The 14,400-nt window shown below is 73.8% G+C and carries 11 protein-coding genes; 1 reads left to right on the top strand and 10 read right to left on the bottom strand.

The genetic code is table 11. From position 1 onward, the window contains the following. A partial coding sequence (locus ACIPAE_RS32575) for an AMP-binding protein (protein ID WP_402450206.1) occupies nt 1-2,468 on the bottom strand: 2,468 nt, incomplete at its 3' end. 291 nt (nt 2,469-2,759) lie between these two features. On the opposite strand from ACIPAE_RS32575, the gene ACIPAE_RS32570 reads away from it, so the two are divergent. After that, nucleotides 2,760-3,977, top strand: coding sequence for an aminotransferase class V-fold PLP-dependent enzyme (locus tag ACIPAE_RS32570; RefSeq protein WP_329361902.1), 1,218 nt, complete (start codon nt 2,760-2,762; stop codon nt 3,975-3,977). 28 nt (nt 3,978-4,005) lie between these two features. Here the strand turns inward: ACIPAE_RS32570 and ACIPAE_RS32565 are convergent, their stop codons facing one another. From ACIPAE_RS32565 to ACIPAE_RS32525, 9 genes are all read right to left on the bottom strand, one after another. Next, entirely contained in the window at nt 4,006-5,253 is a 1,248-nt protein-coding gene (locus ACIPAE_RS32565; protein ID WP_402450203.1) for a beta-ketoacyl-[acyl-carrier-protein] synthase family protein, read from the bottom strand. Beyond that, nucleotides 5,253-5,492 carry an acyl carrier protein gene (locus ACIPAE_RS32560; RefSeq protein WP_329361906.1) on the bottom strand — a complete coding sequence of 80 codons (240 nt, stop codon included), beginning with the start codon at nt 5,490-5,492 and terminating at the stop codon, nt 5,253-5,255. The genes ACIPAE_RS32565 and ACIPAE_RS32560 overlap by 1 nt, the downstream gene beginning before the upstream one ends. An 83-nt stretch (nt 5,493-5,575) precedes the next feature. Next, a complete protein-coding gene (locus ACIPAE_RS32555) occupies nt 5,576-6,952 on the bottom strand; it encodes a class I adenylate-forming enzyme family protein (RefSeq protein WP_402450201.1) in 1,377 nt (458 codons plus the stop codon). Between the two features lie 71 nt (nt 6,953-7,023). Continuing rightward, nucleotides 7,024-7,281, bottom strand: coding sequence for a hypothetical protein (locus ACIPAE_RS32550; RefSeq protein ID WP_329361911.1), 258 nt, complete (start codon nt 7,279-7,281; stop codon nt 7,024-7,026). Nucleotides 7,282-7,391: 110 nt separating this feature from the next. After that, on the bottom strand, nt 7,392-8,753 hold the full coding sequence (locus ACIPAE_RS32545) for a PLP-dependent aminotransferase family protein (RefSeq protein ID WP_402450199.1): 1,362 nt from the start codon (nt 8,751-8,753) through the stop codon (nt 7,392-7,394). Between the two features lie 310 nt (nt 8,754-9,063). After that, the gene (locus tag ACIPAE_RS32540) at nt 9,064-10,455 is read right to left on the bottom strand and encodes a dihydrolipoamide acetyltransferase family protein (RefSeq protein WP_402450197.1); all 1,392 of its coding nucleotides are present in this window, start codon (nt 10,453-10,455) and stop codon (nt 9,064-9,066) included. Continuing rightward, nucleotides 10,455-11,480, bottom strand: coding sequence for an alpha-ketoacid dehydrogenase subunit beta (locus tag ACIPAE_RS32535; protein ID WP_329361917.1), 1,026 nt, complete (start codon nt 11,478-11,480; stop codon nt 10,455-10,457). The genes ACIPAE_RS32540 and ACIPAE_RS32535 overlap by 1 nt, the downstream gene beginning before the upstream one ends. Further along, entirely contained in the window at nt 11,477-12,661 is a 1,185-nt protein-coding gene (locus ACIPAE_RS32530; protein WP_402450220.1) for a thiamine pyrophosphate-dependent dehydrogenase E1 component subunit alpha, read from the bottom strand. Before ACIPAE_RS32530 ends, ACIPAE_RS32535 begins: the two co-directional genes overlap by 4 nt. 157 nt (nt 12,662-12,818) lie before the next feature. Continuing rightward, nucleotides 12,819-14,390 (bottom strand): enoyl-CoA hydratase-related protein, encoded by a 1,572-nt coding sequence (locus ACIPAE_RS32525; RefSeq protein WP_402450195.1) that lies wholly within the window; start codon nt 14,388-14,390, stop codon nt 12,819-12,821. Nucleotides 14,391-14,400: the final 10 nt, after the last annotated feature.

Genomic DNA, 14,400 nt, shown 5'->3' with positions numbered 1-14,400 from the left:
CTCGCCACAAACCGCTCCCCGGTCAAACCCGCCCGCCCCACATAACCCCGCGCCATCCCCGCACCCGCCAGATACAACTCCCCCACCACACCCACAGGAACCAACCGCAAACCATCGTCCAACACATACACCCGCGTATTGTCCATAGGCCGCCCGATCGGCAACACCCGACCCACCCCACCCGGACCATCAAAAGCCACCTGCACCGAACACAACGTCATCTCCGTCGGACCATAGGTGTTCCGTACGGTGATTCCCGGTGCGGCTTCCAGTACGCGGCGCGCGGCGGCGGCGGGGACGACGTCGCCACCCGTGCTGACCTCGACCACGCCGGCGAACGCCGCCGGGTCCTCCTCCGCCACCACCCGGAACAGCCCCGCCGTCACATGCACATGCGTCAACGCGTACCGCGCGATCAACGACCGCAACACCCCCGCGTCGAACCGCTCCTCCGGCGCCAACACCACCTGGCCACCACCCAGCAGCGGCGCCCACAACTCGTACGTCGAGGAGTCGAAGGAGTGGGGCGACCGGAACAGCACCCGCAGCGGCTCCTCATGGCGCCAGCACGCGTCACTCGCGAGATCCACCACATTCTGATGGGTGACGGCGATCCCCTTCGGCACACCGGTCGATCCGGACGTGTACATGATGTACGCCAACTGGTCCGGGACGCAGCGGACCGGCAGCGCCGAACCGTCACCTGTCGAAGCGGGTCCGGCCTCGACCACGCGGACACCCGAGGCGGCCGCGTCCCGCGCGAAGCCGCCCCCGCCGGCGGCGGCGTCGACCAGCAGCACACCGGCGCCGGTCTCCGCGAGCAGCCGCCGCAGCCGCTCCGCCGGGGCCCGCGCGTCCAGCGGCACGTACGCGCCCCCCGCCTTCAGCACCGCCAGCAACACGACCACCAGCTCGGCGGAACGCTCCATCAGCACCGCCACCGGTGACTCCGGCCCCACCTCGTGGTCGGCCAGCACGCGCGCGAGCCGGTCGGACCGCTCGTCCAGTTCCCGGTACGACAGCCGCTCCGCTCCGGACGCCACCGCCACCGCCTCGGGGGTGCGGGCCACCTGCGCGGCGAAGAGTCCCGGCACCGTGCCCACCGGCGACTCGCACGCGGTGTCGTTCCACTCCACCAGCACGCGACGCCGCTCGGCCTCCCCCAGCAACTCGACGTCGCCGAGCGGGCGGTCCGGGTCCAGCGTGGCGAGGTCGTCCAGGAACCGCGCGAACCGCTCGGCGTGCAGCGCGACCTCGTCGGCGCGGTACAGCGCGGGGTTCGCGTCCACGTGGAGGTGCATGCCGTCCGACCTGCGGTCGTGTACGACGAACGCCAGGTCCTCGACGGGAACGTTGGCGACGTTGTGCGCGGTGGTCCGGCAGCCGGCGAACGTGATGTCGGACGCGGCCGGCTGGATGTTCACATGGGGGCCGTACAAGGGCTCGTCCACGTGCGTGAGGCCGCGGTCCCGCCGCATCTGCTCCATCCGGTAGCGCTGGTGGCGCAGGGCGGCGCTGACGGCCGTCCGGGTCTCCAGGACGAACGCGCGCAGGCTCCGCTCCGGGTCCACCGTGAGGCGCAGCGGCAGGATGTTCGCCATCATGCCGGGAACCGACCGGGTCTCCTCCGCCACGCGGCCGGTGACCGGCACGCCCAGGACCACGTCCTTGGCACCTGTCGCCAGGTGCAGGTAGACCGCGGTGGCCGCGATCGCCAGCGCGGGCCAGTGCACCCCGAGACGCCGGGTCGCTCCCCGCAGGCGGGCGGACCGGTCGGCGGAGAGGTCCACGGTGTGCCGCAGGTTCGCGGGGGACGCGGGCGCGGACCGGCCGGCGAGGGTGACGGGGGCGGGCAGGTCGGCCAGTCGCTCGCGCCAGAACCCGCGGTCCTGGGCGTACTGCTCGGAGCTCCGGTACGCCTCGTCCGCCGCCACCAGTTGCCGGTACGGGGGCAGGGGCCGGCCCGTGCCGGAGGAGCCGCCCTCGGCCAGCGCGGTGTAGATCTCCGCCATCCGGCGCGCGGTCAGCGTGGTGCCGTGGCCGTCCTGGAGCGCGTGGTGGAACACCTGCGTCCAGTAGAAGTGGTCGGGGGCGGCGCGGAACAGGACCGTGGTGCTGTGCGGGTCGCGCTCCAGGTCGACCCGGCGGGCCAGTTCGGTGTGCGTCCAGGCCCGTACGGCGCCCCAGGGGTCGGCCTCGTCGCTGACGTCCCTCACCCGCGGCGGCTGTCCGGAACCGGGGAACTGCCGCAGGCCCTCCGGGGTCCGGGTGACCTGCAACCGGCCCGACTCGTTCTCCTCGTGGAGTTGTTCCGCGGCGCGCTGGAACAGGTCGACGTCGATCGGGGCGTGGATCTCCAGGATCTCCGCGCATCGGTAGGCCGGGTTTCCCGGCGCCAGGTGCTGCGCGAACCACATGCCCTCCTGGGCGGCGGTCAGCTTGAGGAGCCCCTCACCAGATCGGTCCACGCCATCCATCCCAACCGCTCGACGGTGTTCCCCCCACCTTCCGGTGCCGCGTCGGTCCCGCGGTATCAGCGTTCGCCGCCGTTACGGGCGTGATCACCCGACCGCCGGGGGTCGTTCGGGCCGCCGTGCGGCCGATCCGCGCGGTACGCCGGCCGGTGGCGGGGGGATCGCGGGGCGGCGGGCACGTAACTGTGGACACCACGGATGCTCCGACCGGCGGTTTTCTGGATTCTGGAGCCGGGAACCGCCGAACTCCGCGGACCAGGACGGTTCACAGAAGGGCACCAGCACATGACGGCCATCCAGGATGAACTGTCGAAGATGGCCGCGACGCAGTTCCCGTTGACGAGGGAACGCGCGTATCTGGACGCCGCGTGCATCGGGGTGGCCTCGCAGCGCGCGGTGGACGCCGTCACCCATTTCACCGAGCGGACCCAGTGGATTCCGGCGGATTCGGGCACGGCCCACCACGGCGAGCTGAACACGGCGCGGGACGCGGCCCGGCCACGTGCGGCCCGCCTCATCGGCGCGCAGCCGCAGGACATCGCGCTCGTCGAGAGCGCCACCCACGGTCTGTCGATCGCCGCCCAGGCGTTACCGCTCAAGCCCGGGGACGCCGTGGCGCTCGCGGACCTCGAATACATCCAGATGGGCGTCACCTGGTCGCAGTTGGCGCGCGGCGGCATCGGCGTGCGCCGGGTCCCGCACACCGCGGGCGAGGTCTCGGTCGACGTGCTGCGGGCCTGTCTCGACGACGACGTGGCGGTTCTCGCGCTGAGTTCGGTGCAGTGGACGAACGGGTTCCGGGCGGACCTGGCCGCCGTGTCCGAGATGTGCCGCAGCCGTGGGATCTGGCTGGTGGTCGACGCCGCCCAGCACGTCGGCGCGCTTCCGCTCGACGTGTCGGCGACACCGGTGGACGTGCTGGTGTGCAGCGGGCACAAGTGGCTCAACTCCCCCTTCGGAACCGGGTTCCTCTACCTGGCGCCCGAGATCCGTGAGCGGCTGAACCGCCCGATGTCCGGCTTCTTCGCGGCCGTGCCGCCCGCCGACACCTGGGGCAAGGCGTTCCTGCGTCCCGACATCAGCCCGTTCCAGGACTTCACGTACACCGGCGACGCCCGGGCCTGGGAGATCGGCGGCACCGCGAACTACCCCGGCGGCATCGCGCTGGCCTCCGCGCTGGACCTGGTGATCGAGGTCGGGCCCGCGGTGATGGCCGACCACATCGTGGCGCTCACCGACCGTCTGCTCGCCGGGCTGGACCGCCTGGGCATGGTCGTCGTCACGCCGCGCCGCCGGCGGTACCGCTCCGGGATCGTCACGTTCACCCTGGGCACGAGCACGGCGGACACCGCCCTGATGCACTACCTGGGCGGGGCCGGTGTCGCGGTGAGCGTGCGGTACACGGCCGGCGTCGGCGGCATCAGGGTCTCCTGCCACTGGTTCAACTCCGCGGCGGACGTCGGCCTGCTCCTCGACGCGGTGGGGCACTTCACGCGCCGCTGACGGAAGCGGGACACCGGTGCGGGCCGGGTCAGGAAGCCGTCAGGACGAGCGCCGCGTTGTGGCCGCCGAACCCCATCGAGGTGCTGACGGCGACGTCGATCGGAGCGCTGCGGGGCGCTCCGCCCACCACGTCGATCTCGACTTCCGGGTCGAGCCGCGTGAGGTTGGCGGTGGGCGGCACGCAGTGGTGGGCGACGGCGAGTGCGGTGTAGGCGGCCTCGATCGCGCCGCACGCGCCCAGCGTATGGCCGATGACGCCTTTGGTGGACGTGACCAGGGGCCGGTCGCCCAGCACCCGGCGCAGCATCCGGCCCTCGGCCGCGTCGTTGAGCACGGTGGCCGTGCCGTGCGCGTTGACGTGGTCGACGTCGGACGGCCCGAGTCCGGCGTCCGCCAGGGCGGCGCGCAGTGCCCGCTCGATGCCCTGGCCGCTCGGGTCGGGCGCGGTGGGGTGGTGGGCGTCCGAGGCGCTGCCGTATCCGCGGACCACGGCGTGCACCCTCGCGCCCCGGGCCCTGGCGTCCGCGGTCCGCTCCAGGACCAGGACGCCCGCGCCCTCGGCGGCCACGAACCCGTCCCGGCCCGCGTCGAACGGGCGGGAGGCGCGGCCGGGTTCGTCGGTACGCCCGGACAGGGCGCCCATCTTGCCGAGCGCGGCCAGCACCAGCGGGGTCAGCGCGGACTCGGTGCCGCCGGCCACCACCACGTCGCAGACGCCCGACCGCAGGAGTGCGCGTGCGGTACCCACCGCGGTGCCGCCCGCGGCGCACGCGGCGGCGCTGACCTCGCTGGGTCCCTTCGCGCCGATGTCGATCGCGACGTGGCCGGCGACCATGTTCACCATGAACATCGGGATCGTGAGCGGGGAGACCTTGCGTGGTCCCCGCTCCAGCAGTGCGGTGTGCTGGCGTTCCAGGGACTGCATCCCGCCGAGCGAGTTGCCGAGCACGACACCCACCCGGGTGCCGTCCCACCGCGCCGGGTCCCAGCCCGCGTCCGCCAGGGCCTGGCGGGAGGCGACGATCGCCAGCTGCGCGAACCGGTCGAACCCCCACGCGGAGAAGCCCCCGAGGAGGGCGTCGGCGTCGAAACCCGGTACCCGGCAGGTGACACCGGCCGGGAGGCCGCCCAGCGGCTTGTCCGCCGTCGCGCACGACCGGCCCGAGGTGACCCGGTCCCAGTTCTCCTTGACCCCGATGCCGGCCGGCGTCACCAGGCCGAGCCCGGTGATCGCCGCCCCGAACGACGCCTTCCCCCCGCCCGTCGGAGCGCCCATCAGAGCGCGGCCTCCCGTGTCTCGACGAGTTCGGCGGCGTCGCGCAGGGTCATCGATACGGTCAACTCGCCGTCCTCGATGGGGACCCCGAACTCGTCCTCCAGGGCGAGTCCCAGCTCGACGAGGGTCAGGGAGTCGAACCTGAGCGCCCCGAACGCCGATTCCGGGCTGATCGCTCCCCGCTCGACCTTGAACCTGGTGGACAGCACCGCGGCCATCCGCTCTTCCGTGGCATTCATACCGTCGCTCCTGACGTGTGAGGCGCGTTGCCCACGGGCCGGCTGCGGGCGTGCTCCCGTACCCGTCCCGTGCCGATGGCGGATCACTCCCACGGGTGGGACCTGAGCAGGTCCCTGTTCCGGAGGATCTTCCCGCTCCTGTTGCGGGGCAGGGCCGTCGCTCTGAAGACGGCCTTCGGGACCTTGAAGGGGCCGAGGTTCAGCCGGCACCAGCGGATCAGCTCCTCGGACGGCGGAAGCCCCTCGCCGCCGACGTACGCCTCGATCGCGCCGCAGTGGACGACGACCGCCTCCTGGATCGCCGGATGACCCCGCAACACCCCTTCGATCTCGGCCAGATCGACCTTCATCCCGCCCACCGTGGCGACGGAGTCCAGCCGCCCCAGGATCGCCAGCGCACCGGTCTCCTCGTCCAGCGCGCACCGGTCGTGGGTCCGCAGCCAGCCGTCCGCGTAGCGGTCGGCGTCACCGCGCAGGTACGGCGAGCGGTCGACCCGTACCTGGAGTTCCGCGTCGACGGACCTGAGTTCCACGGTGTCGCCGGCCGGGTAACCGACCCACGGCGCGCGGTTCCTGGACCCGGTCAGGTCACCGGTCAGCATGCCCGTCTCGGTCATGCCGTAGATCTGTCCGACGGGCACGCCGTACTTCGCCAGGAAGCGGTCGTAGACGGCCTCGGGGAGCGGTTCACCGGCCGACAGGGTGACCCGCAGCGACCGCGGGGGCGGGCCGGAGGCGCGCGAGAGCAGGTCGAAGTGGAAGGGGATGCCGAAGACGGCGTGCACGTCGGCGTCCCGGGCGGTCTCCAGGACCGCGCCGATGCGGGTGCCGGCCGGGAGCACGAGTTCCGCGCCCGAGCCGAGCGCGTGCAGGAACCCGCCGATGAGGCCCACGGTGTGCACGAGCGAGTTCAGCAGGAGGACGCGCTCGCCCTGGCCGGGCATGCCGTCCAGGGAGGCGTAGCGCTCGAGTTCGTCCCGCAGCGAGCGGCCGGTGCGCCCGATCACCTTGGGCACGCCGGTGGACCCGGAACTGAACTGCACCAGGCAGATGTCCTCGTCCGCGGGACGGCCGCCGGGCCGGGCGGAGACCACGAGCGGGCTCTCCTCCACGAGCCCGGTGCCACTGCCGCCCGGGCCCGCCGCGGCGACCAGGAACTGCGGCGCGCACAGCGCGGCCAGCCGCTCCCGCTCGGCGAGGGGGGTGCGCGCGTCGAGCAGGACGGTCTGCGCGCCGACGGACCACAGGCCGACCAGTGCCTGCATCAGGGTGAACCCGGGCGGCACGTACACCGCGACGGACGCCCCCGGGCCGATGCCCTGGCGGCGGAAGAGGTCCGCCAACTCCCGTGCCCCGGTGCGCAGTCCGCCGCGGGTGAGACGCCCGCGGAGCCGGGCCAGCGGGGCGCTGTCGGGCCCCCGGTCCAGAAGTTCCTCGCCCCACCATGCTCGGGTGGCCATGGTTCACTCCTCCTCGACGTCGGGTTGCCGATCGGTTGGTGCCGGACCGGGTCCGGCGGGCGCCTCCTCGGTCACACGGCCGTGGGTGCCTCGGTGTCGGCCGGGAAGTTCTCGGCCAGGTAGAGGTGGATCTCCCGGACCGAGGCGAATCCGTGCAGGATGGCCGGCTCCGGTTCGAGTTCGATGCCGTGGAGTTCCTCCAGGAGGTGCTGGAGCATGACGAGCGAGAAGGAGTCCATGGCGAGCGGGGTGTCGTAGCCGACCTCTCCTGACGCCTGCATGGACAGGGCTTCCGTCACGATCTTCTGAAGGTCGCTCTTCCTGATCACGGTGGGGGTTCCTCTCGCCGCGGCACGGACGCGTGCCCGTGGGCTTCATGGGAGGTCGGTCGTGGGGACCGCTCGCGGTCGGGTGCGCTCGCGGTCGGGTGCGCTCGGGCTCAGGCCCTCGGTCCGGCCCTGACGACTTCGGCGGTCTCGACGGTCTCGGCGACCTCGGCGGTCTCGGCGGTCTCGGGCCGGGTCTGCTCGGCGACCAGATCCGCCAGCCGGTCGAGGCCGGTCCCGATCTCCGCGGGGGTCAGCAGGCTGCACGACAACCGCAGTTGGTGGTCGCCCGCGCCGGGCTCCGGGTAGAAGTGCCCCATCGGGGTCCACAGCACCCGGTGGGCGCGCGCCGAGTGTTCGAGCATCTCGTCGTCGGCGCGGAACGGCACGGAGAGCACCACGAAGAACCCTCCGGTCGGCACGTTCCAGCGGACCTCTCCGGCCTGGCCGGCCGGGAAGCGCTGCCGCAGGCCGTCGCAGACGAGGTCCAGGTTGCGCCGGTAGGACGCTCTGGCTTCCGCGTTGGCCGCGTAGAGGCTGAAGTCGTGTTCCAGCAGCTGCCCCGCGACGAGGGCCTGGCTGATCGGCGAGGTGTTGACCGTCACCATGCTCTTGATCTTCGCCAGTTCGTCGGCCAGGTACCCGGTGGTCCGCCCCCGTACGGTCACCCGCTGGTCGGCCACGGCGAAGCCGACCCGCACGCCGGGCGACGCCGTCTTCGCGAACGATCCGAGGTAGATGACGCGGGCCTCCTCGTCGAGCGCCTTGAGCGTGGGCAGCCGGTCGCCGCGCCCGGTGAAGTGGCCGTAGGGGTTGTCCTCCAGGAGCAGCAGGTCCTCGCGCGCCGCCACGTCGAGGAGCCGGCGCCGGGTCGGGATGTCGAGGGAGAGGCCGGTCGGGTTGGAGAAGTCCGGTACCAGGTACAGGCAGCGCGGCCGCAGCCCTTCGCCGCGCGTCGCGCGCAGCCGCTCCCGCAGGTCGTCGAGGTCGATGCCGCGCTCTCCCGACGCCACCGGCACCACCGGCATGTCGACCAGCCGCGCGGCGCCGGTGAAACCCGCGTAGGTCGGTGACACCGCGAGCGCCACGTCCCGCCCGTCCCGGCGCAGCGCGCGCAGGACCAGCAGCATCGCCTCCTGGGCGCCGACGGTGACGACGACGGACTCCGGGTCGGCCGTGATGCCCTCGTCGACCGCCAGGTGGCGGGCGACCAGGTCGGCCGTGATGCCCTTGGTCCGTCCGTACTGGAACAGGGTGCGGACGATCCGGCGCTCGTCGAAGCCCCGTTCCGATGCCAGGAACGCGCAGTACCGCCGCAGGTAGCGGTCCAGGTCGCCGACGCGGAAGAAGTCCTCCGAGGGGCGGCCCGCCGCGAAGGACACGGCGTCCGGGTAGCGGTCGGCCACCTCGTTCAGGAAGGTGACCGAGTCCAGCGACGGGTCGCCCACCGCCGCGTGCAGATCTGACAGCTCCATGCCGCCCACTCTCCGGCCGAGCGGCGGGTCGCGGCTATCGGCGATCTCCACCGTTACGCCGTCCACGTCGTCGTGTCGTCCACGTCGTCGTGTCGTCCGGGTCGTCCGGATCGTCCGGGCGCGGGAGCCGGGCAGGGACGGGCAGGCGTCCCGGACCGCGGGAGCCGGTCCCGGCGCGTACTCCGCGGCCCTCCGCGTGCGGTCGACGTCGGAGTGGGGGTGCCGGCCGGACGCGGGCGCGGCGGGCTCCGCGCGTACGGCGGAGCCCGCGCTCGGTGCGCGCCCTGAGCGATGCGCTCAGCGGGTGCGCTCAGAGGGTGCGCAGCGCTGTCGCCGGCTGCTCGACCCGGTCGGCCACGTAGCGCAGGAAACCGCCGGCCACGCCGCCGTCGCAGACACGGTGGTCGAACGTCAAGGAGAGCTGGACGACCTGGCGGACCGCCAGTTCGCCCTGGTGCACCCACGGTTTCGGCACGATCCGGCCGACGCCGAGCATGGCGGCCTCGGGGTGGTTGATGATCGGGGTGGACCCGTCGACGCCGAAGACGCCGTAGTTGTTGAGGGTGAAGGTGCCACCGGTCACCTCGGCGGGCGCCAGTGCCCCCCGCCGGGCACGGTCGGTCAGGCGCGCGAACTCCCGCGTCAGCGACTCGGCGTTGCGGGTGTGCGCGTCGCGCACGACCGGCACGACCGCGCCCCGGTCGGTCTGTACGGCGAAGCCGAGGTGCACGGCGGGCAGCCGCACGATCTCCCGGGCCGCCGTGTCCACCCTGGCGTTCAGCTCGGGGAACCGGTCGAGCCCCGCCGTGCAGAGGCGGGCGAGCAGCGCGAGCACGGAGATCTTCGGCCCGCCCGCCTCGTTCATCACGGCGCGGGCCGCCATCAACTCCGTCGCGTCCGCGTCCACCCAGCAGGTCGCCTCGGGAATCTCCCGGCGGCTGCGGGTCATCTTCGCCGCGACCGCACCCCGTACGCCCTTGAGCGGCACCCGCACACCGTCCTCCGCCTCAGCCGAACGGACGGGCGCGCCCGGCGCTCCCGAGGCGGGCCGCGGGTCGGGGGCCCGCGCCGTCCCCTGTGCGATCGCCCGCTCCACGTCCGACCGCAGGATCAGCCCCTGGTACCCGCTCCCGGCCAACTGCCGCAGATCGAGGCCGCTTTGCCTCGCCAGCCGCCGCACCAGCGGCGACACCACCGGGGCCGGCCCGCTCGCCGCGGCCGGACCCCGCGCACCCGTACCCGCGCCCTGCACGGGTACAGCGTCCAGCGGGGCGCCGTGGGCCCGTGGGCCGCCGGCCACCACCCGGCGGCGGCGCGCGGAGGGCGCCGCCGTACCGTATCCGACCAGCACGCTGCCCGAGCCGCTCGCGCCCGCCCCGGGGTCCGGGGAGCCGGACGGGCCGGGCGCGGTCCCGGCCGGCGGCCCCTCGCCAGACACCGGCGCCGCGCTCTCCCCGTCCACGGCGACCGTCAGCAACGGCGCCCCGACCGGCAGTTCGCTGCCCTCCTCACCGAAGCACGCCGTCACCACCCCGCCGTACGGACAGGGCACCTCCACCCGCGACTTCGCCGTCTCCACCTCCACCACCGGCTGGTCCACCACGACGACGTCGCCGACCGCCACCAGCCAGCCCACGACCTCCGCCCCGGTCAGCCCCTCGCCGAGATCGGGCAGCCGGACCTCACGCACCCGGGGGGCCATCAGCGCTCCACCTCCCACTGGAGCCGGGCGACCGCGTCCAGCACCCGGTCCACGCCGGGCAGATGGTGCCGCTCCAGCATCGGCGGCGGATACGGGATGTCGAACCCCGTCACCCGCAGCACCGGCGCCTCCAGATGGTGGAAGCACCGCTCGCTCACCCGCGCGGCGATCTCCCCGCCGGGACCGGCGAAACCCGCCGCCTCGTGCACCACCACCGCGCGCCCGGTGCGCCGCACCGACCGCGCCACCGTCTCGTCGTCGAAGGGCACCAGCGACCTGAGGTCCACCACCTCCAGGTCCCAGCCCTCGGCGCGCGCCGCCTCCGCCGCCTCCAGGCACACCGGCACGCTCGGCCCGTACGTGATCAGCGTGGCGCTGGAACCCGAACACCGCACCGCGGCCCGGCCGATCGGTCCCACGGCCGCCGGCGCCTCCGGCGACCACGGCGCCTTCGACCAGTAGAGCCGCTTCGGCTCCAGGAACACCACCGGGTCGTCGGAGGCGATGGCGGCCCGCAGCAGCCCGTAGGCGTCCTCCACGGTCGCCGGGGTGACGACGTGCAGGCCCGGCGTGGCCATGTAGTAGACCTCCGACGAGTCGCTGTGGTGCTCGACGCCGCCGATCCCGCCGCCGTAGGGGATGCGTACGGTCAGCGGCATCCGCATCGCGCCGCCGGTACGGTTGCGCATCTTCGCGGCATGGCTCGCCAGTTGCTCGAACGACGGGTAGGCGAAGGCGTCGAACTGCATCTCCACCACCGGCCGCAGCCCGTACATGGCCATGCCGACCGCCGTGCCGAGGATGCCGGCCTCGGCGAGCGGCGTGTCCGTGCACCGGTCGTCGCCGAACTCCTGCGCCAGGCCGTCCGTGATCCGGAAGACGCCGCCGAGCGTGCCGACGTCCTCACCGAACACGTGGACCGAGGAGTCCTCGGCCATCGCGTCGCGCAGGGCGCGCCGCAACGCCTGGGCCATCGTGGCCGGTCGGGCCGCGAGCGCGGCCGGCTGCTCGGCGAGCGCGGTCATCGGGCGCCGCCCCGCCCCGGCACGCCGGCCGCTTCCGCCGCCGCGTCCGTCTCCGCCGCTTCCGCCGCTTCCGCCGCCGCGTCCAGTTCCGCCCGCAGCCCCCGCGCCTGCTCCTCCAACTGGCCGGTCCGCCGCGCGTACACCTGCCCGAACAGGTCCATCGGGTCGAGCACCGGGTCCGCGTTCATCCGCTCCCGCAGGCGCGCCGCCATCTCCTCCGCCTCTCCTGCGGCACGAGCCGCCGCCGCGTCGTCCAGCAGGCCCCGGCCCCGTAGCACGCCCGCGAGCAGGTCCACCGGGTCGTACGCGCGCCACGCGGCCACCTCGTCGTCCGCGCGGTACCGCGCCGGGTCGTCCGCGTTCGTGTGCGCCTCCACGCGGTACGTGACGGCCTCGACGAGCGTCGGGCCCCCGCCGCCGCGCGCCCGCTCCACCGCCTCGGCGAGGACCGCGTGCACGGCCGCCACGTCGTTGCCGTCGACCAGCCGACCCGGCATGCCGTACCCGACGGCCTTGTGCGCCAGCGTCGGAGCGGCGCTCTGCTTCGCCAGCGGTACGGAGATCGCGAAGCCGTTGTTCTGGACGAGGAAGACCACGGGCGCCCGCCACACGGCCGCGAAGTTCAGGGCCTCGTGGAAGTCGCCCTCGCTGGTGCCGCCGTCGCCGACGAGGGCGAGCGCCACCACGTCGTCGCCCTTGAGGCGGGCGGCGTGCGCGAGACCCACGGCGTGCGGCAACTGCGTCGCGAGCGGAGTGCACAGCGGCGCGACACGGTGCCGGTACGGGTCGTAACCCGTGTGCCGGTCACCGCGCAGCAGCGTCAGGGCCTCCACCGGGTCCACGCCGCGCGCGACCACGGCCAGCGAGTCGCGGTAGCTGGGGAACAGCCAGTCGCGCTCGGCCAGGACGGCCGCCGCCGCCACCTGGCACGCCTCCTGACCGGTGCTCGACGGATACACCGCCAGCCGGCCCTGCCGGGTCAGCGCGGTGGCCTGCGTGTTGAACCTGCGACCCCGGACCAGCCCGCCGTACAGCCGCAACAGCAGCGCGGGATCGGCCGCGGCCTCGGCCGGCGTGCCGAAGACGCGAAACGGCCGCTCGTCGGGGAGCAGTGCCGCCGCGGCGGGGCACTCCCGCCGGTAGGGCGGTACCGGCCGGCCGGTCAGCTCGGGACCGGTCAGCTCGGGACCGGCCGGGGCGGGACCGGCAGGGGCGGGACCTTCCGGCGACGGGGTCCTGCCCGACGGGGTCCCGCTGTTCTTCACAGGCGCGCCTCCACCCCGGCTCACGGGCGCGCCTCCACCCCGGCTCACGGGCGCGCCTCCACCCCGGCGCACCTCAGGCCCCGGCCGCGTGTCGGCGCGACCGGTTGACCCAGGTGCGTTCCAGGTTGGCGATGAGGTCGGGGCTGTACATGCGGACGGCCTGCTCGATCGCGTACGCGGCCATGTACCGGCGGAAGACGTCCTCCGGCTCCTCACCGATCGCCAGCATCCGCTTGTTCGCCGCGACCGCCGGGTTGTCCAGGTGCGCCGCCGCGCGCTCCACCGCCGCGTCCAGCTCCCCCGCCGGCACGACCTGGTCGCACAGCCAGGACGCCGCCGGATCGCCGGCCCGCAGCCGCCGGCCCCAGAAGATCATCTGCCGGCTCAGCCGGCTCCCCGTCGCGGGCACCAGCCGCAGGTTCGCGGCCCCGGGCACCAGCCCCTCGTCCATCGCGGGCAGGCTGAACCACGCGTCCTCGGCGGTCACCACCCGGTCCAGCGCCAGCAGGATCTGCGTGCCGCCGCCGATCGCGAACGAATCCACCGCGCCCACCCACGGTTTGACCACGCGCGCGGGCAGCCCGCCCGGACCGTCCTCCCCGTGGTGCAGCCCGTGCACGAACTTGGCGAGGTAGCCGACCTCGCGCCGCAGCATGAAGCCCACCAGGGAGATCCTGCCCTGGAACAGGTGGGTCAGGTTGATGCCCGCGCTGAACACCCGCCGGCCCCGGTGGGCGGGATGCGTCATCACCCCTCCGCGCAGGACACCCACCCGGCTGCCGTCGTCGAGCAGCACCAGGTCCGTCGCCGTCTCCAGGGCTTCGACGAGGGCGTCGTCCTCCGCGTTCAGGTAGGCGTCGTTGCAGACCTCCACCTGGGCGATGCCCTCCCTGCGGGTCACCGAGACGGCTCCCAGGTCCGCGCGACCGGTGGCGCGGAACCCGGGCAGCGCCGCCAGTGACCGCCGGGTCGGCCGCAGCATCGCGCGCAACAGGTGCGGCCCCGCGACAGCCGAGCCGAACAGGGCCTGGAAGAGGAGGCCCTGGTCGATCTCCCACCCCTCCTTCTCCCACTGCGGCAGCCGCGCCTCCGCCGCCAGGCGCTCGGGCCCCGGCACCAGGCCAGGACAGCGCTCGGCGGCGAGAACGGCGATCTCCTCCACCCGCAGCGACCGGGTGAGTCCGTCGGTCAGCTCCTCGTAGAGCCGCTCGGCATGACGACCCAGGAACCTCCGGCGCAGCAGGCGGGCCCGCTGGTGCAGGCCGTCGGCGCGCCGCCGCGGGTCCTGCGAGCGCTTCGCCTTCGGCGGCAGCGCGTCCACCGCCCGTACGAGCTCCACCAGGCAACGGGACACCCGCTGCCGGTCCGTGCCGAACGCCCCGCTCAGCGTGGGTAGTTCACGGCCGTCCGCGAACCCGCCGTCCGCGAACCCGCCGTCCGCGAACCCGCCGTCCGCGAACCCGCCGTCCGCGAACCCGCCGTCCGCGAACCCGCCGTCCGCGATCCCGCCGTCCGTCCGGGCGGGATGCCCCGCCTCGCGCGAGGCCGGGACATCGGCGTCCCCTCCGGCCGAGAGCCAGGATGTGGACGGCTTGACCCCCTGTGGCACCGTCACCGACGTGGCGTCCGAATCCGCAAGTTCCATACGGCCCACT

Source organism: Streptomyces sp. NPDC087270 (assembly GCF_044744625.1).
Lineage (GTDB): Bacteria > Actinomycetota > Actinomycetes > Streptomycetales > Streptomycetaceae > Actinacidiphila.
Note: the sequence above shows the minus strand (reverse complement) of the source record. Positions and strands in the feature narration are given on the sequence as shown.